This is a genomic window from Phenylobacterium composti DSM 19425 (assembly GCF_059568645.1).
This window is the reverse complement of the sequence record NZ_JCANTT010000018.1, coordinates 1-23801: the sequence shown is the minus strand read 5'-3', so window position 1 is coordinate 23801 and position 23801 is coordinate 1. Positions and strand designations below refer to the sequence as shown.

21 protein-coding genes and 1 pseudogene are annotated in these 23801 nt (G+C 70.5%); 21 read left to right on the top strand and 1 reads right to left on the bottom strand.

Annotation, left to right across the window (positions count from 1 at the left end):
- The first annotated feature begins 192 nt into the window (after window positions 1–192).
- The 21 genes from BO64_RS13875 (at window position 193) to BO64_RS13775 (ending at window position 23711) form a co-directional block, all read left to right on the top strand.
- Entirely contained in the window at window positions 193–786 is a 594-nt protein-coding gene (locus BO64_RS13875; protein WP_496403900.1) for a biliverdin-producing heme oxygenase, read from the top strand.
- Complete coding sequence (locus tag BO64_RS13870) at window positions 783–2993, top strand: ATP-binding protein (protein WP_496403899.1); 2211 nt, start codon at window positions 783–785, stop codon at window positions 2991–2993. The genes BO64_RS13875 and BO64_RS13870 overlap by 4 nt, the downstream gene beginning before the upstream one ends.
- Complete coding sequence (locus BO64_RS13865) at window positions 2986–3435, top strand: response regulator (RefSeq protein WP_496403898.1); 450 nt, start codon at window positions 2986–2988, stop codon at window positions 3433–3435. Before BO64_RS13870 ends, BO64_RS13865 begins: the two co-directional genes overlap by 8 nt.
- Window positions 3428–5875 carry a response regulator gene (locus BO64_RS13860; RefSeq protein ID WP_496403897.1) on the top strand — a complete coding sequence of 816 codons (2448 nt, stop codon included), beginning with the start codon at window positions 3428–3430 and terminating at the stop codon, window positions 5873–5875. The genes BO64_RS13865 and BO64_RS13860 overlap by 8 nt, the downstream gene beginning before the upstream one ends.
- 115 nt (window positions 5876–5990) lie before the next feature.
- Window positions 5991–7295 carry a spinster family MFS transporter gene (locus BO64_RS13855; protein WP_496403896.1) on the top strand — a complete coding sequence of 435 codons (1305 nt, stop codon included), beginning with the start codon at window positions 5991–5993 and terminating at the stop codon, window positions 7293–7295.
- Between the two features lie 92 nt (window positions 7296–7387).
- Window positions 7388–7570 (top strand): hypothetical protein, encoded by a 183-nt coding sequence (locus BO64_RS13850; RefSeq protein WP_496403895.1) that lies wholly within the window; start codon window positions 7388–7390, stop codon window positions 7568–7570.
- Window positions 7571–7666: 96 nt separating this feature from the next.
- A complete protein-coding gene (locus BO64_RS13845; protein ID WP_496403894.1) occupies window positions 7667–9181 on the top strand; it encodes an AlkA N-terminal domain-containing protein in 1515 nt (504 codons plus the stop codon).
- Window positions 9153–9695: a methylated-DNA--[protein]-cysteine S-methyltransferase gene (locus BO64_RS13840; protein WP_496403893.1), complete on the top strand. Its 543-nt coding sequence runs from the start codon at window positions 9153–9155 to the stop codon at window positions 9693–9695. Before BO64_RS13845 ends, BO64_RS13840 begins: the two co-directional genes overlap by 29 nt.
- A 97-nt stretch (window positions 9696–9792) precedes the next feature.
- Complete coding sequence (locus tag BO64_RS13835; protein ID WP_496403892.1) at window positions 9793–10026, top strand: hypothetical protein; 234 nt, start codon at window positions 9793–9795, stop codon at window positions 10024–10026.
- Window positions 10027–10149: 123 nt separating this feature from the next.
- Window positions 10150–12744, top strand: a complete 2595-nt coding sequence (locus BO64_RS13830; RefSeq protein ID WP_496403891.1) for a polar localization protein TipN — start codon at window positions 10150–10152, stop codon at window positions 12742–12744.
- Window positions 12745–12780: 36 nt separating this feature from the next.
- On the top strand, window positions 12781–13200 hold the full coding sequence (locus BO64_RS13825) for a DUF4112 domain-containing protein (RefSeq protein WP_496403890.1): 420 nt from the start codon (window positions 12781–12783) through the stop codon (window positions 13198–13200).
- Between the two features lie 68 nt (window positions 13201–13268).
- The gene (locus BO64_RS13820; protein ID WP_496403889.1) at window positions 13269–14276 is read left to right on the top strand and encodes a glycosyltransferase; all 1008 of its coding nucleotides are present in this window, start codon (window positions 13269–13271) and stop codon (window positions 14274–14276) included.
- The gene (locus BO64_RS13815) at window positions 14273–15352 is read left to right on the top strand and encodes an NAD(P)/FAD-dependent oxidoreductase (protein ID WP_496403888.1); all 1080 of its coding nucleotides are present in this window, start codon (window positions 14273–14275) and stop codon (window positions 15350–15352) included. Before BO64_RS13820 ends, BO64_RS13815 begins: the two co-directional genes overlap by 4 nt.
- A complete protein-coding gene (locus BO64_RS13810; protein WP_496403887.1) occupies window positions 15352–16134 on the top strand; it encodes a Rossmann-fold NAD(P)-binding domain-containing protein in 783 nt (260 codons plus the stop codon). Before BO64_RS13815 ends, BO64_RS13810 begins: the two co-directional genes overlap by 1 nt.
- A complete protein-coding gene (locus tag BO64_RS13805) occupies window positions 16135–16941 on the top strand; it encodes a sugar phosphate isomerase/epimerase family protein (RefSeq protein ID WP_496403886.1) in 807 nt (268 codons plus the stop codon). It abuts the gene before it with no gap.
- Window positions 16938–17291 carry a hypothetical protein gene (locus BO64_RS13800; RefSeq protein ID WP_496403885.1) on the top strand — a complete coding sequence of 118 codons (354 nt, stop codon included), beginning with the start codon at window positions 16938–16940 and terminating at the stop codon, window positions 17289–17291. The genes BO64_RS13805 and BO64_RS13800 overlap by 4 nt, the downstream gene beginning before the upstream one ends.
- Window positions 17288–18076, top strand: a complete 789-nt coding sequence (locus tag BO64_RS13795; protein ID WP_496403884.1) for a glycosyltransferase family 2 protein — start codon at window positions 17288–17290, stop codon at window positions 18074–18076. Before BO64_RS13800 ends, BO64_RS13795 begins: the two co-directional genes overlap by 4 nt.
- A gap of 24 nt (window positions 18077–18100) precedes the next feature.
- Window positions 18101–20254, top strand: a complete 2154-nt coding sequence (locus BO64_RS13790) for an AGE family epimerase/isomerase (RefSeq protein WP_496403883.1) — start codon at window positions 18101–18103, stop codon at window positions 20252–20254.
- Window positions 20255–20333: 79 nt separating this feature from the next.
- Window positions 20334–21623 (top strand): nucleotide sugar dehydrogenase, encoded by a 1290-nt coding sequence (locus BO64_RS13785; RefSeq protein ID WP_496403882.1) that lies wholly within the window; start codon window positions 20334–20336, stop codon window positions 21621–21623.
- 331 nt (window positions 21624–21954) lie between these two features.
- Window positions 21955–22428, top strand: coding sequence for a RidA family protein (locus BO64_RS13780; protein ID WP_496403881.1), 474 nt, complete (start codon window positions 21955–21957; stop codon window positions 22426–22428).
- A 53-nt stretch (window positions 22429–22481) separates the two neighbouring features.
- Window positions 22482–23711, top strand: coding sequence for a M24 family metallopeptidase (locus BO64_RS13775; RefSeq protein WP_496403880.1), 1230 nt, complete (start codon window positions 22482–22484; stop codon window positions 23709–23711).
- On the opposite strand, the pseudogene BO64_RS13770 reads toward BO64_RS13775, so the two are convergent.
- A pseudogene (locus BO64_RS13770) lies at window positions 23708–23801 on the bottom strand (IS5/IS1182 family transposase); the annotation flags it as partial. The gene BO64_RS13775 and the pseudogene BO64_RS13770 sit on opposite strands and share 4 nt — an antisense overlap.

The following is a 23801-nucleotide window of genomic DNA, read 5'->3' as shown; positions in this document are numbered from 1 at the left end:
CGGGGTGGCGAGCAGGCTGGCCCTGGGCGGTGAGTTAGATGACCGCCTTGCGGCGGGCAAGGCGAGGGCGGCTCAGGATTTCTCCACGCGCCCGCAGTTGTGTTGACGCCGCAGCCGACTTGCCTCCGGCAGCGCCTTCCGCTTCAAGTTCCCAGCGTCGGGGAGGGGCGCGAAACTGGAGTGTTTCCGCCCGTGATTTCGGCTGCCCGAACTCCTGACCGCGCCAGTGGCGCCCTGGCCCTCCGCCTGAGACGGGAGACGGCGGACGCGCACGCTCGCCTGGAGGCGGCGCTGGACCTGCTGCGCGCGCCGCTCCAGCAGGAGCGGTTCCGCCATGTGCTGGAGCGGTTCCACGGGTTCCATGTGGTCTGGGAAGGCACCGTCCGCCGCCACCCGGGCCTGCGCGCTTTCCTGGAGGAGCGCACGCGCCTGCCGCACCTGCGACGGGACCTCGCCGCCCTCGGGGCGTCTCTGGATGAGATGGAGCATCTTCCGGCCTGCCTGGCGGCTGCGGACCTGGCGGGCTGCGAGGCGGCGGCCCTGGGCTCGCTCTATGTGATGGAAGGCTCCACCCTCGGAGGACAGCTGATCTCCCGAGCGTTGGCCGAGGCCGACTGGACGCCGGAGGGCGGGCTGACGTACTTCAACCCCTACGGGCGTGAAACCGGGGCCATGTGGCGGGCGTTTCATGCCTTCGCCGAGGCCCGCCTGCCCGAGGCGACGCATGGAACTGCGATCGTGGGAGCGCGGCGCACCTTCGAGGTGCTGGAGGCCTGGATCGCATGAACGACGCCACAGCGACGATCGACCTGGACGCCTGCGCCGCAGAGCCGATCCGCATTCCGGGCGGCATCCAGCCGCACGGCGCCCTGGTGGTCGTGGCCCCGGACACTCTGGAGGTTCTGCAGGCCAGCGTGAACCTGCCCGAGGTGACCGGCTTTGTGAGGGCGCTGCCTGAGGCGCTCGCGGCCGAGCTGCGGGCCTGGGACGTGGCCGCCGAGCCGTCGCTCATGCGCACCCTGACCCTCGGGGACCGCATCCTGCAGGTCTCGGCCCATCGCACGGCCCAGGGCGTCATCGTCGAGTTCGAAGTCCCCTCGGCGGCCGACGCCGAGGTGCGCGAGGGGCTCTATCCGCGGCTTCGGCGGTTCCTGGACGCGGTCGGCGAGGCCGGCGACATCGTCGCCGTGGCCGACCTGGCGGTGCGGGAGGTGCGGGCGCTGACCGGTTTCGACCGGGTGCTGCTCTACAGCTTCGATTCCGAAGGCGTCGGCACCGTCCTGGCCGAGGACGGCAACGACGTGCTGCCGTCCTATCTCAACCTGCGCTTCCCGGCGGCGGACATCCCCGCCCAGGCGCGGGAGCTGTACAAGCTGAACCGTCTGCGGCTGATCCCCAACGCCACCTATGAGCCGGTCCCGATCGAACCGGCCCTGAGCCCCGTGGACGGCCGGCCCCTCGACCTGAGCTTCGCGGCGCTGCGCAGCGTCTCGCCGGTGCACCTCGAATACATGCGCAACATGGGCACCGGCTCGTCCATGTCGATCTCGATCCTGGTCGAGGGTGAGCTTTGGGGGCTGATCTCGGGGCACAGCCGCGAGCCCCGCCGGGTGGACGCCCAGATCCGCACCGCCTGCGGCGTGCTGGGCCAGATGCTGTCGTTGCAGGTGGAGGCCCGCGAGCAGGCCCTGCGGACCGCCGGTCGCCTGGCCCTGAAGCAGGTGGAGAGCGAGCTCGTCTCGCTGCTGTCCGAGGCGCAGAACTATCAGGCCGGCCTCGCCAGCGCCGCCGACCTCTGGAAGCAGGTGACGGGCGCCGCGGGGGCCGCGGTGGTCACCGAGGAGGGCGTCCTGTCCGTGGGCTCTACGCCCTCGGACGACGAGATTCGTCGGATCGCGGCTTGGCTGGCCGAGGAAGGCCGAGACGAGATCGCCATTGACAGCATGGCGGCCCGCTGGCCCGAGGCCGAAGCCTTCGCCGCCCAGGCCAGCGGCCTGCTGGCCGTCTCCATCTCCCAGTTGCACGCCAACTGGCTGATGTGGTTCCGGCCCGAGGTGGTGCGGACGGTGGAATGGGCCGGAGAGCCGCAGAAGCCGCGCGAACTGGGCGACCGCCTGCATCCGCGCAAGTCGTTCGCGCTCTGGAAGGAGCAGGTGCGCCTGCGGGCCACGCCCTGGACGCCGGTGGAGGTGGAAAGCGCGCGCAGCTTCCGCGTCTCGGTCCAGAACTTCGTCCTGCGCAGGGCCGAGGAAAGGGCCGAGCTGACCAACCGGCTGGTGGAGATCAACCGCGAACTGGAAAGCTTCTCCTATTCGATCTCGCACGACCTGCGCGCGCCGTTCCGGCACGTGGTGGGCTTCGCCGAACTGCTGTCCGACCGGGTCGGCGACAATCTCGACGAGACCTCCCGGCGCTATCTGCGGAGCATCACCGATGCGGCCCTGTCGGCCGGGCGGCTGGTGGACGATCTCCTGAACTTCTCGCAGCTCGGCCGTTCAGGGCTTAAGCTCTCGCGCGTGGACGTGGCGAAGCTGGTGGCCGAAATCCGCCGCTCAATGGAGCCAGAGCTTGCGGGCCGGCCCATCGAATGGCGGGTGAACGACCTGCCCGACGCCTGGGCCGATCCGGCCATGCTGCGTCAGGTGTTGCAGAACCTGATCGATAACGCCCTGAAATACTCCGCCGGACGCGAGCCCGCAGTCATCGCCATTTCCGGCGAGGACCGGCCGGACGCTTCCGCCTACACCATCTCGGACAACGGCGTGGGCTTCGACCCGGCCTACGCCCACAAGCTGTTCGGCGTGTTCCAGCGCCTGCACCGCTCGGAAGAGTTCGAGGGGACGGGCATTGGCCTTGCGCTCGTAAAGCGGGTCATCGACCGGCACGGCGGGACCGTCACGGCCGAAGCCGTCCCCGGCGAAGGCGCGTCCTTCACTTTCACCGTGCCGAAGCGTCAGTCGGCGGAGAACCACGGAGCAACCGAACTTGGCTGACCTGCGGCCCATCCTGCTTGTCGAAGACAGTCCCCGCGACCTCGAGCTGACCCTGGCGGCCCTGGCCAGGTGCCAGCTCGCCAATGACATCATCGTCGCGCGCGACGGCGCCGAGGCCCTGGACTATCTGAACGCCCGCGGCGCCTACGCCGACAGGCAGCCGGGCGATCCCGCCGTCATCCTTCTCGACCTCAAGCTGCCGAAGGTGGACGGTCTCGAGGTGCTGGAGCAAGTGAAGACCAACCCCGTGCAGCGGCAGATCCCGGTGGTCATGCTCACCTCCTCGCGCGAGGAACGTGACCTGCTGCGCAGCTACGAGCTGGGGGTGAACGCCTTCGTGGTGAAGCCAGTGGATTTCAACGCCTTCTTCGAAGCGATCCAGGACCTCGGCATGTTCTGGGCCATACTCAACGAGCCGCCGCCGAAGGGGAGCCATGGCTGACGCGTCCCGTCCGCGGCGCCAGGCGGTTCGCATCCTCTTTCTGGAGGACAGCGACATCGATGCCGAGCTGCTGCTCGCGCATCTGCACAAGGCCGGCCTCAAGTTCAGCGTCCACCGCGCCGCCAACCGGCGGGAGTTCGTGCATGCGCTGGAGGAAGAGGCCTGCCAGATCATCCTGGCCGACTATTCCCTGCCGGATTTCGACGGTCTCTCGGCCCTGACCATCGCCCGGGCCCTGCGGCCCGACGTGCCGTTCATCTTCGTCTCGGGCGTCGTCGGGGAGGAGTTCGCCACCAACGCCCTGAAGCGCGGCGCCGCGGACTATGTGCTCAAGCGCAACCTGACCCGTCTCGCCACCGCCATCGAACGGGCGCTGGAGCAGGCGCAGGAGCGCGAGGAACGCCGCCGGGCGGAGGCTGAGCTCGCTCGGGTGCAGATGCGCGCGAGCCTCGCCATGGAGGGCGCCCAGCTTGGGGCATGGGACCTCGACCCGCGCTCCGGGCGGCTGGAGTGGGACGAGCGCTGCCGCCGGCTGCTCCGGCTGCACGACGAGGCGGAGGTCGACTATCGGCGCTTCCTGACGATGGTCCATCCCTCGGATCGCCCGCGCCTGGACGAGGCGGTGACGGCCGCCTCCACCTGGAGCTACAAGGGGGGCGGGAGCCTGTTGGAGGAGTTCCGCACCCTGCCGTCGGGCGGCCCCGAGCAGTGGCTGGAGCTTCGCGCCCAGGCCCAGTTCGACGGGGAAATCTGCACCCGGCTCGCGGGCGTCCTGCGGGACGTCACCGCCGAGCGGCTGGCCAAGCGCGAGCTGGAGAGCCTGGCGGCCAACCTGGAGCAGCAGGTCACCGAGCGCACGGCAGAGCGCGACCGCATCTGGCGGCTCAGCCGCGACCTGTTCCTGGCCGCCGCCACCGACGGGCGGCTGCGCCGGGTGAACCCGGCTTGGCGCACGGTTCTGGGCTATGACCCGGCGACCCTGGTCGGCAGTGATTTCACCCTGCTTGTCCATCCCGACGATGCCGCCGAGGCCGAACGGGCCGTTAAGACGCTGGCCGCCGGCTTCGTGCCGCCGCGCTTCGAGAACCGGCTGCGGCACGTGGACGGCTCCTGGCGCTGGATCTCCTGGACCGCCGCGCCGGAGGACGACGCCTTCTATGCCGTCGGCCGCGACATCACCGAGGAAAAGGCCGCTGCCGCCGCCCTGGCCGAGCGCAACGCCGAGCTCGCCGCTCAGATGGCCGAGCGCGAGCAGGTGGAGAAGGAGCTGCGGCAAATGCAGCGCCTAGAGGCGGTGGGCCAGCTCACCTCGGGCGTCGCCCACGACTTCAACAATCTGCTGACGGTCATCCTCGGCAACATCCGCTTCATCGAGCGGGCGGCCGCCCGCGAGGGGATGAACGGCGAGCTGATGGAGCGGATCGGATACATGCGTTCGGCGGCGGAGCGCGGCGCCAAGCTGACCGCCCAGATGCTGGCCTTTTCGCGCCGCCAGAAGCTGGAGCCCAAGGCCGTCGATCTGAACGAGACGGTCGAGAGCATGCGTGAGCTGCTTCAGAGCACCATGGGCGGGACGGTGCGTCTGGAAACGGTGCTCAAGCCGAACCTCTGGTCGGCCCTGGTGGACCCGACCCAGATCGAACTGATCATCCTGAACCTCGCCATCAACGCCCGGGACGCCATGGAAGTGGGCGGCAGCCTGACGGTGGAGACCGCGAACGTGACGGTGACCGCGCCGCCCAACCGTCCCGAAGAACCCGGCCCCGGAGATTATGTGGTGCTGGCGGTGAGCGACACCGGCCACGGCATGACTGACGAGGTCCTCGCCAAGGCGTTCGAGCCGTTCTTCACCACCAAGGGCGTCGGCCGCGGATCTGGCCTGGGGCTGGCCCAGGTGTACGGCTTCGCCAAGCAGTCGGGCGGCGGCGTCAGCATCCGCACGCGCGTGGGCGAGGGCACCACAGTCAGCGTCTACCTGCCCCGGGCGGAGACCGCGCCGGCGCTGCAGACATCCGATCCCGTGGCGGAGTCTCCGGCCGTGCCCTCGGGCGTGACGATTTTGCTGGTGGACGACGACAGCGCCGTGCGGGAGGTGACCGCCTCGCTGCTGCGCGAGTTCGGCTATGGGGTCATCGAGGCCGGCAGCGGCAACGCCGCGCTCGACCTCCTGCGCGGCGGCGCCGCGGTGGACCTGCTGTTGGCGGATTACGCCATGCCGGGCATGAACGGCGTCGAGACGGTGCGGGAGGCTCAGGCCCTGCGGCCCGGCCTGCGCGCGCTGTTCATCACCGGTTTCGCGGACCTCGCGGCTCTGCGCGAGGTGGGCGAGGAGCGCATCATCCAGAAGCCGTTCCGAGAAGACGAGCTCGCGCGCAAGGTGGCCGCCATCGTCGGCGCGGCCCCCGGCGCCGTCGGCAAGGTGGTTCCGCTCAGGCGCTGAGACGCCCGAAAACCGGCTTGGCGCACGCCCAGGTTCCTGCGAGAAGGGCGCGGGAAACGCATACCCGTTTTTCGAGTCGGAACGCCGACCTTGCGGGTGACCAGGGGGAGAAACGATGAGCGTCGACGCCGTTGATGCGCCCAAGGCTTCGGGCAGCTACCGCTATCTGGTCGTCTGGCTGCTGGCGGTCGTCTACACGCTCAACTTCCTCGACCGGCAGATCGTCTCGATCCTGGCCGAACCGATCCGCAAGGACCTCAACCTCGACGACACCCAGCTCGGCATGCTGGGCGGGATCGTGTTCGCCATTTTCTATACGGGCTTCGGCATTCCCGTGGGCTGGCTGGCCGACCGCGTGCGGCGCGTCTGGATCATCTCCGGCGCCTGCGCGCTCTGGAGTCTGTTCACCGCCCTCTGCGGCACGGCGACGAATTTCGTCCAGCTGGCCTTCTACCGGATGGGCGTCGGCATCGGGGAAGCGGGCGGTTCGCCGCCGTCCTATTCGCTGATCTCGGACTACTTCAAGGCGGAGGAGCGCGGCACCGCCCTGGCCATCTACTCCCTGGGCGTGCCCGCCGGCTCCATGTTCGGTTCGGCCCTGGGCGGCTGGATCGCCGCCGAACATGGCTGGCGGACGGCCTTCTTCGTCATGGGCGTGCCCGGCATCGTCCTCGCCCTCGTCCTGCTGCTGGTGGTGCGCGAGCCCCGGCGCGGCGGCCTGGACAAGCTGCTTGATGGGCAGACCGAACATGCCAAGGCGCCGCCGATCTGGACGGCGATCGGCGGCTTCTTCTCGAACCGCACTCTGGTGCTGACCGCCCTGGCCGCGGGCCTCTCGGCCTTCGTGGGCTATGCGGCGCTCACCTGGAACCCGCCGTTCCTGATGCGGGTGAAGGGCATGCGCCTGGAACAGGTCGCCGCCTACTATAGCCTGGTGCTCGGCATCACCGGCATGATCGGGACCTTCGCCGCCGGCTGGATCGCCGACAAGCTGGGCGCCAAGGACCGTCGCTGGTTCGCCTGGATCCCGGCCATCGCCTTCCTGATCACCATCCCGTTCTGGTTCGGCATCGTCTATGCGCCGACCTGGCAGATCGCCCTGCTGTGCATCTCCGTGCCGGCCCTGCTGAACAACTGTTACCTGGCGCCCGCCCTGGCGGTGGTCCAGAACGCGGTGCCGCCCAACCGGCGCACCATCTCCGGGGCGGTGCTGCTGTTCGTGCTCAACCTGATCGGCCTAGGCGCGGGGCCGGTCTACGTGGGCCGCATCTCCGACATGGCCAAGCCTGAGCATGGCGACAATTCGCTGTCGATCGCCTTCCTGGCCCTGGTGCCCGTGGTGGTCGTGACGATCATCGCCCATCTGGCTTCGGCCTGGTCCATCGGCCGGGACAAGCGCCTGGCCGCCGCCATCGGCTAACAACTGTGGATGGACGCGAACGCCGCATCCCGCGGCGACTGCGCGCCGTCTATCCTCACGGCGGGGGACTTCTGATTCCAGGTACGAACGCCGTGCGTGACAATACCGACCCGCTGTGGATCCGCAGCTATGCGCTGACGCCCCGGCGGCTGACCGACGGCGGCTGGGTGTGGCTCAGTCCCTATGAATGGCGCTGGCAGCGACCGACGTCGGACAGCCCGAGCGCGGTCAATCCGCCGAGGGTCGTCACCCGCAGGCCTGTGCGGGCCGGCTGACGGGGCGATTTCCGCCGTCCGAAAGCCGCGAACGGCGTCTGATCTGTGTCCGAAAACCGCGAGACTTGAACTCGTCCGGGGCGCATCCTCCCGGTCATGGACATGGATTTCGAAGCCTGCCGGCGCGCCTTCGTCACCCGCGACCCGCGGTTTGACGGCCGCATCTTCGGAGCGGTGAAGACGACAGGCATCTATTGTCGGCCGATCTGCCCGGCGCGGACGCCGAAGCCCGAGAACATGCGGTTCTTCCCGAGCGCGGCCGCGGCCCAGGAGGCCGGCTACAGGCCATGTCTGCGCTGCCGCCCAGAGGCGTCGCCGGACCTCGGGGCCTGGCGCGGCACCTCCAACACAGTCTCCCGGGCGCTGGCGCTGATCGAGGGCGGAGCGCTCGACACCGGAGACGTCGACAGCCTGGCGGCGCGCCTCGGTGTCGGCGAGCGGCAGCTGCGCCGGCTGTTTCGCCAGCACCTAGGGGCCTCGCCGATCTCGGTGGCCCAGACCCGGCGGGTGCTGCTCGCCAAGCAGCTGATCCAGGAAACACGGCTGCCGATGGGCGAGGTCGCCCTGGCTGCCGGGTTCGGCAGCGTGCGGCGCTTCAACGAGACGTTTCAGCAACTGTTCGGCCGCCCGCCCGGCGAGTTGCGCCGGTCGCGGCAGGCGGACATTCCGGCGGCGGAGGGCATCGTCGTGCGCCTGCCGTACCGACCGCCCTATGACTGGGGCGCCATCATCCGCTTCCTGGCGGACCGGGCCATACCCGGCGTGGAACGGGTGGAGCCTCAGCGCTACGCCCGCACCCTGGAGGTGGACGGCGTCCGCGGCGTGGTGATCGTCACGCCTCGGCCGGACGACGATGCCCTGAGCGCGGAGATCCGCTTCCCGAAGCTGAAGGCGCTGCCGGCCGTGATCGCCCGGGTGCGCCGGGTGTTCGACCTGACCGCCGATCCGGGCCTGATCGCCGACCACCTGGGGCAGGACCGGGCGCTCGCGCCGCTGGTCGCGGCCCGTCCCGGCCTCCGTGCGCCTGGCGCCTGGGACGGCTTCGAACTCGCCGTCCGGGCGGTGCTTGGCCAGCAGATCACCGTGGGCGCGGCCCGGGCGCTGGCCGGCAAGCTGACCGAAGCCTATGGCGAGCCGATCGACGACCCGGCCGCCTCAGCCCTGGGGCTCACCCGCGTGTTCCCCCGCGCAGATCGGCTGGTGGGCCAGGACATCGCCGCCCTGGGCATGCCGCGGGCGCGCGGCGCGGCGCTCGAGGCGCTGGCCCGCACCGTGGCCGAGGACCCGGCCATCTTCACGCCGAGGGCCGATCTCGCCAGCGCCATCGCCGCCCTGAAAGCCCTGCCCGGCGTCGGGGAGTGGACGGCCCAGTACATCGCCCTGCGCGAACTGCGCGAGCCGGACGCCTTCCCGGGGGCGGACATCGCTCTGTTGCGGGCCATGGCCGACGAGACAGGCCAGCGTCCGACGCCCGAAGCCCTGCTGGCCCGCGCCGAGCGCTGGCGTCCCTGGCGTGCCTACGCCGCCCAACATCTCTGGGCCCATGACGCGGCCCAGTCCGAGACCAAGAGGACCAAGACCGATGCTGCTTCAGACCGCCAGGCCGCCTGAAACCCTGATCCTGGACCGGGTGGAGACGCCGATCGGCGTCGCCCTGCTGGTCGCTGACGACGCCGGCGTGCTCAGGGCGGTCAACTGGGCCGACTATGAGGCGCACCTCCGGGCCTGGATCGCCCGGCGCTATCCGACCTCGGCCCTGGTCGAGGCGAAGACCTCTGCTCGTACGGCCTTCGAAGCCTATTTCGCAGGCGATATCAATGCCTTGTCCGCTGTCCCTTGGAACGGGGCGGGCACCGCGTTCCAGAGGCGTGTCTGGAGCGCCCTGTGCGACATTCCCGTGGGCGAGACCTGGACCTATGCCCGGCTTGCCCGGGCCGTGGGGCAGCCAACCGCCGTGCGGGCCGTGGGCCTGGCCAATGGCGCCAATCCGGTCGCCCTGGTTGCGCCGTGCCATCGGGTGATCGGTTCGGACGGTGCGCTGACGGGCTATGCCGGCGGGCTGGCCCGCAAGCGCTGGCTGCTGACTCACGAGGGCGCGGCGTTCAAGGAGCGCCTCGCTGCGTAACATTGCTGAAATTTAAGGTGCGGCGCCGGGTGCGGCGCAGCTTGTCCTGCCGTATAACGCCGCTCGGCGGAGTCGCGCTGGGATCGGGAGAGAGCCGATGGCGACATTGACGGAAGTTGTGGCCGCGGTCGTCGTGCATTCGTCCGCTGTCGCCTTCTCGCATTTCGGCGTCACCCTGGACGCCCCGGCCGTCGAACGCCCGGCGCCCGCCGCCGAGCAGCGCGTCGTGGCGCGTTCGCCCCGCAAGGCCGCCCAGCGGATTTCCGACCGTGTGGCCAAGCCGGTCGAGGACTGCCCGGACCAACGCCGGGCCGCCGTCGTCCGGGCCTGACCGGCTCCGAAACTCCCTCGACCATCCGAGCTGATCCACACGCTGATTCGCGGCGGCTGTTTGCGTCTGCCTTCGGGGCGGGTAATCCTTTCCCGTGGGTGAGCGGGAAGGGGATTGCCGCGTATGAAATTCTCCAAGCGGCGACAACGGATGGACTTCGGCGCGGGGCCGCGTCTCGAAGCTGAGCCGACCGTCGAGCCGGCCGCCCCGCCTGTTGCGCCCGAGACCCCCGCGCCTGAGGCCTCACCGCTGCCGCCGATGGAGCCGCGCGCGGCCGTCGCGCCGGTGCCAGCCCAAGAGGCTCGCACCCCGGCGCCGCGCCCTGAATACCAGCCTGAACCGGCCTATGAGCCTGCGGTCCTGGAGGAACTGGCGCCGCCGCCCGGGTGGCCGATCTGGGTCGCCGCCCTGGCGGTCTCGGCGCTGTGGGCGCTTGCGCCGATCGCCTTCGCGGTGGGCTACCGGAGCGGCGTCGCCCCGCTGCAGAACGACGGTTTCGCCCTGGCGGTCTTCGCCCTGCTGGCCATTGGCCCGGCGGCCTTCGTCTGGGGCGCGGCCTTCATGATCCGCCAGGGGCAGAAGCTGGCCTTCGAGGCCCGCCGGGCCAAGGCCATGGCCGAGGACATGCTGACCCCTGCGGTGGTGGCCGCCGCCCGGGCCGGCCAGGTCGCCCAGTCGGTGCGCGACGAGGTCGCCCGCGCCGGAGCCGCCGCCGAGGACGCCCGCGAGACCCTGCTGGCCCTGCGCGAAGCCCTGGCGCTCGAGACCGAGAAGCTGGCGGACGCCACGGCCCAGTCCGTCCGCACGACCCAGGAGCTGGCCGGCGCGCTCAGCCGCGAGCGGACCGAGATGGGCGGTCTTGCCCACACCCTCGACGCCCAGGCCCTCCGCGTGGCCGACGCCATCACCCAGCAGGCCAAGATGGTGGCCGAGGCCGCGGACCTCGCGGAGACCCAGATCCGCGAGGCCGAGACGGCGCTGGCCGCCCGGGCCGCCGATCTGGCCGCCGCCGCCGGGGAGGCGAGTGACGCCGCCCGGACCGCCGGCGAGGACCTGACGCGCCACATCGCGCGCCTGGAGACCGCCGGCGTGGGCGTCTCGGAACAGGCGCGGGCGGTGGAGGCCGGCCTCTCCGAACAGCGGGCGGCGCTCATCACCCTGGCCGCGGCCCTGCGCTCGGATCACGAGAGCTTCTCCGCCGAAGCCGAGGCTCATGCCGCCCGCCTGGCGGAGTTTATCGCCCAGGCCCGCCTGTCGGCCGCCGAGATGAGCGACCGGGCCACCAGGGGCGGGGAGGCCCTGCGGCAGCTCATGGCGGACGCGGCTTTGCAGTTCCGCGATCTCGCCGAGACCGCCAAGGCCGAGCGCGAGGAGTTCGGCCAGTCCACCCTGCACGCCCTGGAGGCGGTCTCGGCGGCCGCCGCCGAACAGCGCGCCAAGATGGAGGCCCAGACCCGGGCGGCGATCGAGGCGCTGTCCGCCGCCGCTGACCAGACCCGGGACGCCGCCGCCCGCCATGCCGCCACCGCCCGCGAGCAGGTGGAGCAGCTTTCGGAAGCCGCCTTCACCGCCGGCCAGCGCGCCAATCAGGTGTTTGAGGCCCGGCTGGAGGAGGCCAAGGCCCTCGTCGAGCAATCCTCGAAGATGGTCGAGGAGGCCGGCGCGGCCACGGCCCGCAAGCTGGACGAGGGGGCCGCCGCGGCCCGCGCCACCCTGGCGGAACTGGCCGCCATGCTGTCCGAGCTGGAGGAGCGCACCGCCAAGATGCCCGCCGTGGCCCGCACCCAGGCCGAGAAGGTCAAGGCGGCCGTGGCCCAGGGCATGGACGAGCTGATGGCCCAGGCCCGGCGCACGGCCGAGGAGGCCCAGGCCATCGACGCGGCGTTCCAGGACCGCGTCCGGCGCAATTTCGACATGCTGTCCGAGGCCGTCCGGCTGATGGGAACCGTGGCCGCCGCGGCGCCGACGCCCCTGGCTTCGGCGGCGCTGACTGCCGCGCCTCCGGCCCCGAAGACGCCCCCTGGGGCCGACGCGGTCGCGCCCCGCCCGCCGGCGGAGGCCGTCTCGGAGGATGACGAGCCCCTGGAACTGGAGGAGCCGCTCGGATCGGCCACGCTGGAGCCTGCGACGCCGGGCGACGCCCTGGCGCAGCAGCTTGGCCTGCGGGCGCGGCTGAAGCTGACCCCGACTGCTACCGATCGGGAATTCTCCGCGGTGTTCGCCGCCGCCAGCGGCCGCGCGCCGCCTACGGAGATGGGCGCCGAGCCTGTGGAGCCCGAAGCCGAGGCCGAGCCTGCCGAAGCCGAGACCTGGACTTGGAAGGACCTGCTGGCCTCCCTGGACGGCGCCGACGGCGAAGGGGAGCGGCTGGAGGTCACGCTGGGCGCGGAACTGACGCGCATGGGCGTCGATCCGGCCAAGCTCCTGCCCAAAGGGCGGATCGAGGAGATCGCCGCGGTCGTGCAGGCCGGCGATGAGGACGGCGCCCGCCAGGTGGTGAAGAAGCTGGCTCCGGCGGCCACCCGCCGGATCGCCCGGCGGCTCTTCACCGACGAAGAGGTCAAGCGCCAGACCGAGATCTATCTGCGCCGCTACAAGACCCTGATCGATGATGCGGCGGTGCGCGACCCTGGGGGACGGCTGATGGGCGAATTGCTCTCTGGCGAAGCGGGGCGGCTCTATCTTCTGCTCGACGCCGCCGCGGGCGGAATGCTCTAGCGGAACCCGGTGCGCGGCGGAGGGCGTTAGGCTTCTATGGACCAGCTTCGCGCCCATACCGCCTGGCGACGGGCCGACCGCATCCGGGTGCTCTCGGACCGGCTGATCGGCGTGGGGCCGTTCGGCCTTGGGATCGACGGCGTGCTGGCCTGGGTCCCGGTGGCGGGCACAGTCTATTCGGTGGGCGCCGGAGGCCTTCTCCTCTGGGAGGCGGTGAAGGGCGGCGCATCGCGGGCGACCCTGCTCAAGATGGCCGGTTTCCTGGGCCTCGATGCGATCAGTTCAGGCGTGCCCCTGGCCGGCTGGGCGGTGGACACCCTTTTCCCCGGCCACGCCATGGCGGCCAAGGCGCTGCAGAAGGACATCGAACATCGCCACGGCCGTCCCGCGACCTTCGATGACCCAAAGCCGCGAATGCCCCGGATGCGGAGCGCCGGAGTGCGGGCGGCCCGCTAAGCTCAAGCTGCCGCTTGCCGAACAGGCGGCGAGGCGGCATCGGTAGGCGTCGCCGGGGAAGAGTAAGCTTGGGCCAGCCCTATCCGATCCTGCTGTCGGTCGTTGTGCCGCTACGCAATGCGGGTGGGCGCGTGCGCGCCCTGCTGGAACCGTTGGTGGCGGCGCTTTCCGAGCAGGTGGAGGATTTCGAGCTGGTGGTGGTGGACAATGGCTCCACCGACGGCTCGGCCCATGAGTACGCCGCCCTGGCCGGCGAGGGCGGCCTGCCCAATCTGCAGATCTACCGCCTGATCCGCGAAGTCGATTTCGAGGTCGCCGTCTGGGCGGGCGTGGAGAACGCGCTCGGCGACTATGTGCTGGTGCTGGATCCGCTGAACGAGGACATCAGTTTCCTGCCGCGGGCCCTGGAGAAGATCGCCGAAGGGGCCGATCTCGTCAGTATCCGCAACACGACCGCCAAGCCGGTGTCGGGCCTTGAGCGCTTGCTCGAACGGACGTTCCTGGCGACCTATCGCCGGCTGGTGGGGGTGGATCTTGCCGGGGAAGGGGCCAACTGCCGGCTGATCAGCAAGCGGGTGGTGAGCTTCCTCCTGGAACAGCCGAAGCCGGCGCTTCGCTACCGGACGCTCCCGGCCCTGGCGGGCTTTCCGAAGGCCTGCCTGGATTACGTAGGACCGCGCGCGGCCCCGGACCGCGGCGGTCTCCGTTCGAAAGCGCGGCGCGGGCTCAATCTGCTGTTCGCCCAGACCATGCTGCCCTTGCGGATTGCTTCGGCCCTGGCCCTCGCCGGGGCGACGTTGAACGTCCTCTATTCGGGCTATGTGATCCTGATCCGGCTGATCAAGGCCGACGTCATGCCAGGCTGGACGACGCTCTCGCTGCAGCAGTCGGGGATGTTCCTGCTGCTGTCGCTCGTCCTGTTCATCCTCGTGGAATATGTGGCCCAGATGCTGGCCTGGACGCTGGAAGGGCCGTCCTACTACCTCGCCGGGGAGCACACGAGCGCGGTCCTGACCCGCCGGGCGCGGTTGAATGTCGAGGCTGGGCAGGCGCCTGGGCCCACGCAGGCCCGATGACGACCGCCATCGTCGTCGGCGGCGGCTTCTACGGCGCAGCCATCGCCGCCCACCTGCGGACGCGGCGGGACGTCGAGACAGTGCGGCTGCTGGAGGCTGGGCCGCGGCTCCTTGGCCGCGCCTCGTTCGTGAACCAGGCCCGCGTCCACAACGGCTATCACTACCCGCGCAGCTTCACGACCGCCTACCGCAGTCGGGTGAACTATCCCCGGTTCCTGGCGGAATTCGGCGAGGCGGTGCGCCGGTTTCAGGCGATCTACGCCCTGGCGGCGCGCAATTCCAAGGTCACGACGCGGCAGATGGAGCGGTTCTGCGCCGACATCGGCGCTGACCTGACGCCCGCGCCCGAGGCGATAACGCGCCTGTTCAACCCGCGGACGGTGGCCCAGGCCTATCTCGCTGAGGAAGCAGCCTTCGACGCCGAAGTCCTGGCGCAAGCGGCGGCGCGGGTGCTGGCCAAGGCCAGGGTCGAGGTGCGGCTGAACAGCGAAGTGACGCATGTAGCGGCCGATCTGGACGGCGTGACGGTGACGGCGGCGGGCGAGGACCACCGGGCCGATCTGGTCTTCAACTGCACCTACAGTCGCCTTGCAGCCCTGGCCGGCGGCGAGGCCCCCGGCCTCAAGCACGAGCTGACGGAGCTGGCGCTGGTGCGCCCCCCGCCCGCGCTGCAGGGGCTCGGAGTGACGGTCATGGACGGGCCGTTCTTCTCCTGCATGCCGTTCCCGGCCGGGGGCCTGCACTCCCTGAGCCATGTCCGCTATACGCCGCATATGAGCTGGACCGAGGTCGGCGACCGCGATCCCTACGCGGTCCTGGACGCCTATCCTAAGGACACCCGGGCCGACCGCATGTTGCGGGATGCGGCGCGCTACCTGCCCGTCATGGCCGACGCCGCCTATGAGGGCTCGCTGTTCACGGTGAAGACGGTGCTGGCCCGGAACGAGGGCGACGACGGGCGACCGATCCTGTTCGAGCGGCGCGGGCCGGGCGGCCGGCTGGTGAACGTACTGGGCGGCAAGATCGACAATGTGTTCGACGTACTTGAACGCCTGGACCAGGAGGAGCTGTGCTGATGCCTGACGCCCTGGTCGGCTGGAGCGGCTTCGTAGGCCAGACCCTCCTGCGGCAGCGGGACTTCGATCTGAAGTACCGGTCCATCGACATCGAGACCATTCGCGGGCGTGAGGTGGACCTTCTCGTCTGCGCCGGAGCGCCCGCCCAGAAGTGGATCGCCGACCGCGAGCCCGATGCGGACCGGGCGAGGCTCGAGGCTCTGGCGTCACATCTGGACCAGGTGAAGGCCCGGCGGTTCGTGCTGATCAGCACAGTCGACGTCTTCGCCGACAGCCGCGGGATGGACGAGGACAGCGATCCAGACGCCCAGACGCCCGGGCCCTACGGCCGCAATCGCCGCTGGCTGGAGCGCTGGGTGAAAGAGCGCTTTCCTGGGGCTCTGATCGTGCGCCTGCCCGGACTTGTCGGGCCGGGGTTGCGCAAGAACGCGGTCTTCGACCTGCGCAACGACAACAACCTTTCGGCCATCGACGCCCGCGGGGTCTATCAGTTCTATCCGATGGTGAACCTCTGGGCCGATCTGCAGACGGCTCTGGCGGCGGGACTACGCACGTTGCACCTCACCGCCCAGCCGGTTTCGGTGGCCGAGGTGGCCCAGGACGGTTTCGGCCGCGCCTTCAACAACCGGATCGAGGGGCGCGAGCCTGCCCGGTACGACCTGCGCACGCGCCATGCGGCCCTGTTCGGCGGGCGGGGCGCCTATCAGTACACGCGGCGTGAAAGCCTCATGGCGATCCGCGCCTACGCCCAGTCCGAACCCGCTTCGAAGGCGATGGCCTAGATGCGCCTCTCGGTCTCCAACATCGCCTGGGACATCGCCGACGAGCCTGCGGCGGCGGACCTCCTGGCGCAGGCCGGCGTCGGCTGCGTGGACGTGGCCCCGGGGAAGTACTTCCCCGACCCAGCCGCCGTGAGCGAGGCCGAGGGCGAACGGGTGCGGCGCTGGTGGGCCGACCGCGGCTTCGAGATCGTCGGCATGCAGGCCCTGCTGTTCGGGACGACCGGCCTGAACCTCTTCACCGACGATGGCACGATGCTGCAGCGTCTGTCCCAGCAGTGCCGGATCGGACGGCTGCTCGGGGCGCAGGCGCTGGTGTTCGGCTCGCCGAAGCAGCGGGATCGCAGCAGCTTTGACGAGGCGGAGACCCGCCGCATCGCGGTCGACTTCTTCCGTCGTCTGGGCGACGCCGCCGCCGCCGAGGGCGTGCGGGTCTGCCTGGAGGCCAATCCGGCCATGTACGGCTGCAACTTCATGATGCGCACCGATGAGGCGGCGGCGGTGGTGCGGGCGGTGGACCATCCGGCCATCGGCCTGCAGCTGGATGTCGGCACGATGGGGGTGAACGGCGAGGACGCCGAGGCGACGATCGCGGCTCATGCGCCCCTCTTCGCCCATGCCCATGCCAGCGAGCCGGGCCTTGCGACCGTGGGCGAGGCTGGCGCGCCGCACACGGCGGCGGCGGCGGCCATCCGACGCCTGCGCCCCGACCTGATCGTGGCGGTGGAGATGGCGACCCAGCCCGACGGCCTGGCGGCGGTCGCCCGCGCCGTGGCGGCGGCCAAGGCGGCCTATGGAGATGAGGCATGACCTGGCTGCTGATTCTGGTGGGGGTGCTTGCCAACGCCGCCGCGAGTGTCCTGGTGAAGCTGAGCTCCGACGGGCCGCTGGACCTGTCGAACCCCATGGCGCTGGCGACGAACGGGCGGCTGTGGCTGGCGGCGCTTAGCTACGGCGTCGCCTTCCTGGCCTATGCGGCGGCGGTCACCCGGCTGCCGCTGAACGTGGCCCATCCGGTCGCCACGGCCGGAGCCATCGTGCTGGTTGGTCTCTGCTCGGCCCTCCTGGTGCGTGAAGCGTTCACCGTGCAACACTGGGTAGGCTACGGCCTGCTGCTCGCGGGCATCGTGGTGCTGGCCCTGACCCGGGCGTCGGCGTGAGATACGTTCCCGAGCATGTCGTCGAGCGATGGGCGGGCCGCCGCCGCGCCCACTGCGTCGTGATCCCGGTGATCAACGAAGGCGAGCGGATCGGCCGCCTCCTGGCCCGCATGAAGGCCCTGGGGATCGCCGGCGTGGCCGACATCCTGATCGTCGACGGCGGCTCCACGGATGGCTCGCTGACGCCGGAGAAGCTGGACGCCGGCGAGGTCGCGGGGCTGATCCGCAAGATCGGCCCGGGCAAGCTCAGCGCTCAGCTGCTCTGCGCCTACGCCTTCGCCCTCGACCAGGGCTATGAGGGCGTGGTCACCATCGACGGCAACGACAAGGACGATCCGGACGCCATCCCGGCCTTCATCAAGGCCCTGGAGGGCGGCTGCGACTTTGTTCAGGCTTCGCGCTACCTGCCGGGCGGCGTCGGCGAGAACACGCCCTGGCAGCGGAACCTCGCCATCCGGCTGATCCACGCCCCGGCGCTCAGCCTAGCCTCGGGGTTCTGGTGGACGGACACTACCCAAGGCTTCCGCGCCTACAGCCGCCGGCTGCTCGAAGATCCCCGGATGGCGATCTTCCGGCCCGAGTTCCGCGACTATGAACTCCTGGCCTACATGAACTATCGCGCCCCGCGACTGGGCTTCCGCTGTCGCGAACTGCCTACGGCCCGCCGCTATCCCAAGGGCGAGCCGGCCCCGACGAAGATCAAGCCTTTCCGAGGGGAACTGGCCCTGCTTAAGACTCTGGCGGCGGTCTGCCTTGGTCGATTCAATCCGCCGGGGGGCGGTTAGGCCGAGCGACCGAGGGGGGAAGTCTTGAGCATCTATCCGGTGATCATGTGCGGCGGCTCGGGGACCCGGCTATGGCCGGCGTCGCGCCCGTGGCTGCCGAAGCAGTTCATCCCGCTCACCGCGCCGCGTTCCAGCTTCCAGGAAGCGGTGGAGCGGGTAGCCCCGCTGGCCGACGGCGGCCGGCTGCTGGTGGTGGCCGGGGCCGCGCACAAAGCCCTGGTGGAGACCCAGCTCGCCGAACTGGCCGTCGAAGGCGTCGTGCTGCTCGAGCCCGAGCCGCGGGATTCGGCGGCCGCCATCGCGGCGGCCTGCGCCTGGATCGAGGCGCGCGAGCCCGAGGCGGTGGCCGTCATCGTCTCGGCCGACCATGACATTCCCGACGCCGAAGCCTTCCGCGCCGCGGTGCGCGAGACGGTTGGAGCGGCCCGGGGGGGCTCGATTGTGACCCTCGGCGTGAAGCCCACCGAGCCGGCCACCTCCTACGGCTACATTCGGCCGGCGGAAAGCGAGGGCGCGGTCAAGCCCGTGGCGGCCTTCGTAGAGAAACCCGACGCCCAGCGGGCCGAAGCCTATCTTCAGCAGGGATTCCTCTGGAACAGCGGCAACTTCGTCGCCACCGCCCGTACGCTGATGGAGGAACTGGCCATCCATGCGCCGGGTGTGGCCGAGGCCGCCCGGGCGGCGGTGGCTGATCTCGAGGCCGACGGGAGCGCCTGGGTGCTCGGCCGGCCGTTCCGGCGGGCGCCCAGGATCTCGATCGACTACGCGGTGATGGAGAAGACCGCCCGCGCCGCCGTGCTGCCGGTGAGCTTCGCCTGGTCGGACGTGGGCGCCTGGGACGCGGTGCTGCGCGCCTCGGCGCGGGACGCGCAGGGATGCAGCCTGCAGGGCGATGTCCAGGCCGTGAAGGCGACGAACGTGCTGGTCCGCTCGAGCGCCGACGTCCATGTGGCGGTTGTGGGCGTCTCCGATGTGGCGGTGGTGGTCGAGCCGGACGCGGTCCTGGTGTGCGGCCTGGACGCCTGCCAGGCGGTGAAGGACGCCGCGGGCGGCGCCCCGCCTGGTGGTGCGGGGCCGCGCTTCCGTTCCGTGGCCGAGGCCCGGGACTGGTACGACCTGTGGTTCCGCACTGCGGCTCTGCCGTTGTGGGGCACGGTGGGCGCCGACCTCGGCAATGGCGGCTTCCGGGAGGCGCTCACGGTGCGGGGTGAACCGCACGAGCCGCGTCGCCGCACGCGCAGCGTCGCGCGCCAGAGCTATGTGTTCGCCACCGCCGCCGCCGAGGGCGTGGCGGGGCCCTGGACGCCGCTGGCCGTGCGCGGCTTCGATTTCCTGACCCAGCGCGGGCGTCGACCGGACGGGCTGTTCGTCGCCGCCTTCACCCCGCAAGGCGAGGTGGTGGACGGCGAAGGCCATCTCTACGAACACGCCTTCCTGATGCTGGCCGCCAGCGCATTGCACCGGGCGTTGCCGGGCGAAGCGCGCTGGCTGGAGGAGGGCGAGGCTCTTCGCAAGGCCCTCGAGGGGCTGCGGCACCCGGCCGGCGGCTATCGCGAGGTGGGCGACCAGCCGTTCCAGGCCAACGCCCACATGCATCTCTTCGAGGCCGCCCTGGCCTGGGAGGAAGCGGGAGGCGGCGCGGCCTGGGCGGCGGTGGCCGACGAGGTGGCGGAACTGGCCCTGGCGCGGTTCATCAATCCGGAGACGGGCGTGCTGCGCGAATTCTTCGACGATCGCTGGGAGGCCCTGGAGGGCGAGGCGGGCCTCGTGGAGCCCGGTCATCAGTTCGAATGGGCCTGGCTGCTGCAGCGCTGGGGCACGTTGCGGGGCGATCCGCGCGGCCCGGCCACTGCCCGGCGGCTGTACGAGGTGGGGCGCCGCGGCGTCGACCAGGCCCGCGAGGTGGCGATGAACGCCCTGTGGGACGACCTCAGCGTTCGCGACGGCATGGCCCGCCTGTGGCCGCAGACCGAGCGGCTCAAGGCCGCGCTGATCCTCGGAGAGGACGAGGACGCGGTTTCCGCGGCGCGGGGCCTCGCCCGCTACCTCCAGACGCCCGCCCGGGGCGCCTGGCGGGACAAGATGCGGCCCGACGGCGGCTTCGTGGACGAGCCGGCCCCGGCCACGTCGCTGTATCACCTGATGGGCGCCGTGATGGAGTTGCGGGCGCGCCGCTAGGCCGCTGCCCGGTGTCCTGGGCCGCTCTCGGGACGCCGGGCTTCACCGCTGAGGCGCGAACCGTGCTAGGGCAGGCGCGATGGTGCAGAACCCCTTCATCGCCGCGCCGGCGAAGATCGCCGTCATCGGCTTGGGCTATGTGGGCCTTCCGCTGGCCGTGGCCTTCGCGCGGGACCATGACGTCGTCGCCTTCGACATCGACGCCGGCCGGATCGCCGAGCTGAAGGCCGGCGAGGACCGCACCCTGGAGGTGCCGGGCGAGGCGCTGAGGGCTGCGCGCCGCCTGACGTTCAGCGCCGACCCGGCCGCCTTGAAGGGCTGCAACGTCTTTGTCGTCACGGTGCCGACGCCCATCGACGCGCACAAGCGCCCCGACCTCTCGGCCTTGAAGGCCGCCAGCCGCACTGTCGGCGAGGCGATCAGCGAAGGCGGCGTGGTGATCTACGAGTCCACCGTCTATCCGGGCGCGACCGAGGAGGACTGCGTCCCGATCGTGGAGCAGGTGTCGGGCCTGACCTTCAATCGCGACTTCTTCGCCGGCTACAGCCCCGAGCGGGCGAACCCGGGCGATCCGGTTCATCGGCTGGAGAACATCGTCAAGGTCGTGGCTGGCTCGACTCCGGAGGCCGCCGACTTCGTGGAGGCGCTCTACGCCTCGGTGGTGACGGCGGGGGTGCACCGGGCCAGTTCGATCAAGGTCGCCGAGGCGGCCAAGGTGATCGAGAACACCCAGCGCGACCTGAACATCGCCCTGATCAACGAGTTCGCCCTGATCTTCCACCGCCTGGGCATCGACACGCAGGAGGTGCTGGCGGCGGCCGGCACGAAGTGGAACTTCCTCAACTTCCGCCCAGGCCTGGTGGGCGGCCACTGCATCGGCGTCGATCCCTACTACCTGACCCACAAGGCGGAATCGCTCGGCTACCATCCCGAGGTGATCCTGGCCGGGCGACGGATCAACGACGGCATGGGCGGCTATGTGGCCCGGGAGCTGGTCAAGGAGATGATCCGCCGGGGTGTGATGGTGAAAGGCGCCCGGGTTCTGGTCATGGGCCTGGCGTTCAAGGAGAACACGCCGGATCTGCGCAACACCCGCGTCATCGACATCGTCCAGGAGCTGGCCGACTACGGAGCGGTGGTGGACGTCTGGGACCCATGGATCGCGCCGGCGGACGCCCGTCACGAATATGGCCTCGACCTCGTGGGGCAACCTGAGCGCGGCGCCTATGACGGGGTGGTGCTGGCTGTGGCCCACCGGCAGTTCATCGAGCTGGGGGCCGCCGAGGTTCGAGCCCTGGGCAAGCCCGGGGCCGTGCTGTTCGACGTGAAGGCCGCCCTGCCGGCGTCCGCGGCGGATCTGCGTCTCTGAGAGGCGCCTGACGCCTGAAACACTAGCGGGCGCCCAAGATTTGGGCGCTGCACAAACAAGCTGCAGTGTCGCCACGATCGGGCCTTCCGTTCGCCGCATCCCGTGGACAGGGTGGTCCTGCCCTTAGGGGCGTTTCCTCCCTTGACTGGCCGCGCCGAGAGGCGCGGCTTTTGTTTTCTGGAGGCTGCTCCACAGCCAGCGGATCGCCGTGGCGCGCAAAAATCAGGCGGTTAGCAGAACCGACCAAAGCAGCCGCAGCCGGCGCTCGCAGGATCCCGGCCGCATGGCTTAGCCTGCAGCTCTTCTCAGGCAGTCATCCACTGGAGAGCGCATGCAACGACCTGTCCTCGCCGCCCTGGCCTTCAGCCTCCTTGCCGTCGGCGCGGCCCAGGCCCAGAACCTGCACATCAATCCGCAGAACAGCCCAATCTCCCAGGCGGTGAAGGTGCCCGCCGGCTCGGAGACGCTTTATGTGAGCGGGATCACCCCTGACGCCGTCCCGGGCGCTCCGCCCGCCACGCCCTTCGGCGACACCAAGACCCAGACGCTGAGCGTCCTCGGCAAGATCGGCGCGATCCTGCAAGGCCAGGGATACAGTTTCGAGGACGTGGTCATGATGCGCGTCCTGCTGGTGGGCGACCCGGCCAAGGGCGGGACCATGGACTTCGCCGGGATGATGGAGGGCTACAATCAGGTGTTCGGCCCGCTGAAGAACAAGCCGGCGCGGATCACCTCGCAGGTGGCCAGCCTGGTGCGGCCCGGCATGTTTGTCGAGATCGAGGTCCAGGCCGCCAAGAAGCCCTGAGGCCTCAGCCGTCCAGGCTTGAGTGCGGCGGGAAGTCGGGACAGCTTGGCTCCATGGACCGTCGCCGCCTTCTCGCCCTGACCGCCGGCAGCCTTGCCGCGACCGCGCTGCCCGCCTGGGCCGCGCCCGAGCTATCGCCCCTCCCGGGCGCGCCGCCGCCGATCGGAGAGGCCGAGCGGCGCGCCCGTCTGGCCAAGGCCCAGCGCCTGATGCGCGAGCAGGGCCTCTCGGCGCTGCTGGTGGAGCCGGGCGCCAGCCTGGTCTACTTCACCGGCGTCCGCTGGGGGCGTAGCGAACGCCTGACCGCGGCGGCGATCCCGGTCGAGGGCGACATCCTGGTCGTCACGCCCTTTTTTGAAGAGCCGTCGGTGCGCGAGACCCTGGCGGTCCCCGCCGAACTTCGGACCTGGGAGGAGCACGAAGACCCGCTGGCCCTGGTGGCCGGCTGGCTGCGCGAACGCAAGCTCGACGCCGGGGCGATCGGCGTCGAGGAGACGGTGCGCTTCTTCGCCATCGACGGGCTGCGCGCGCACCTGCCGGGCGCGACCGTGCGCTCCGGGGCGGGCGTGGTGCGCGGCTGCCGGATGATCAAGTCGCCGGCCGAGATCGCCCTGATGCAGCATGCCGCGAACATCACGGTGGCGGCCTATCGCCATACGGTTCCGCGCATAGAGCGCGGAATGACGCCGGGGGATATCGGCGCGATCATGAACGGGGCGACGCGCGCCTTGGGCGGCAGTCCTGAGTTCGCCCTGATCCTGCTGGGCGAGGCCAGCGCCTATCCGCACGGCTCCGGCAAGCCGCAGGCGGTGCGCGACGGCGAGGTGGTGCTGATGGACTGCGGCTGCACCTACCAAGGCTACCAGTCGGATATCTCACGCACCCTGGTGTTCGGCGAGCCCACCAAGCGGCAGCGGACGGTGTGGGACCAGATGCGGAAGGGCCAGCAGATCGCCTTCGAGACCGCGCAACTCGGCGTCGAGGCCGGCAAGGTGGATGATGCGGTGCGCGCCTACTATGCCTCGCTGGGCTATGGGCCGGACTGTCGCCTGCCCGGCACCTCGCACCGCACAGGCCACGGCATCGGCATGGACGGCCACGAGCCCATCAACTTCGTGCGGGGCGAGCGCACCCGGCTTGCCCCCGGCATGTGCCTGTCGAACGAGCCTGGCATCTACATTCCGGGCGAGTTCGGCATCCGCCTCGAGGACTGCCTCTACATCACCGAGCAGGGGCCGCGGTGGTTCTCGCAACCGCCGGACTCGATCGACCGGCCGGTCTAGGTCGTGGACTCATAAGCTCTGAGCCACAGGCGGGTTGAGGCGAGCAGGACGGCGGCGAGGAAGTTCCTGGCGAGCTTGTCGAAGCGCGTT

Excerpts from the sequence above, each read along its gene's own strand:
- BO64_RS13870 (WP_496403899.1), top strand. The coding sequence starts at position 783 with ATGAACGACGCCACAGCGACGATCGACCTGGACGCCTGCGCCGCAGAG.
- BO64_RS13860 (WP_496403897.1), top strand. The coding sequence starts at position 3,428 with ATGGCTGACGCGTCCCGTCCGCGGCGCCAGGCGGTTCGCATCCTCTTT.
- BO64_RS13855 (WP_496403896.1), top strand. The coding sequence starts at position 5,991 with ATGAGCGTCGACGCCGTTGATGCGCCCAAGGCTTCGGGCAGCTACCGC.
- BO64_RS13845 (WP_496403894.1), top strand. The coding sequence starts at position 7,667 with ATGGACATGGATTTCGAAGCCTGCCGGCGCGCCTTCGTCACCCGCGAC.
- BO64_RS13840 (WP_496403893.1), top strand. The coding sequence starts at position 9,153 with ATGCTGCTTCAGACCGCCAGGCCGCCTGAAACCCTGATCCTGGACCGG.
- BO64_RS13835 (WP_496403892.1), top strand. The coding sequence starts at position 9,793 with ATGGCGACATTGACGGAAGTTGTGGCCGCGGTCGTCGTGCATTCGTCC.
- BO64_RS13830 (WP_496403891.1), top strand. The coding sequence starts at position 10,150 with ATGAAATTCTCCAAGCGGCGACAACGGATGGACTTCGGCGCGGGGCCG.
- BO64_RS13825 (WP_496403890.1), top strand. The coding sequence starts at position 12,781 with ATGGACCAGCTTCGCGCCCATACCGCCTGGCGACGGGCCGACCGCATC.
- BO64_RS13815 (WP_496403888.1), top strand. The coding sequence starts at position 14,273 with ATGACGACCGCCATCGTCGTCGGCGGCGGCTTCTACGGCGCAGCCATC.
- BO64_RS13810 (WP_496403887.1), top strand. The coding sequence starts at position 15,352 with ATGCCTGACGCCCTGGTCGGCTGGAGCGGCTTCGTAGGCCAGACCCTC.
- BO64_RS13805 (WP_496403886.1), top strand. The coding sequence starts at position 16,135 with ATGCGCCTCTCGGTCTCCAACATCGCCTGGGACATCGCCGACGAGCCT.
- BO64_RS13800 (WP_496403885.1), top strand. The coding sequence starts at position 16,938 with ATGACCTGGCTGCTGATTCTGGTGGGGGTGCTTGCCAACGCCGCCGCG.
- BO64_RS13785 (WP_496403882.1), top strand. The coding sequence starts at position 20,334 with ATGGTGCAGAACCCCTTCATCGCCGCGCCGGCGAAGATCGCCGTCATC.
- BO64_RS13780 (WP_496403881.1), top strand. The coding sequence starts at position 21,955 with ATGCAACGACCTGTCCTCGCCGCCCTGGCCTTCAGCCTCCTTGCCGTC.
- BO64_RS13775 (WP_496403880.1), top strand. The coding sequence starts at position 22,482 with ATGGACCGTCGCCGCCTTCTCGCCCTGACCGCCGGCAGCCTTGCCGCG.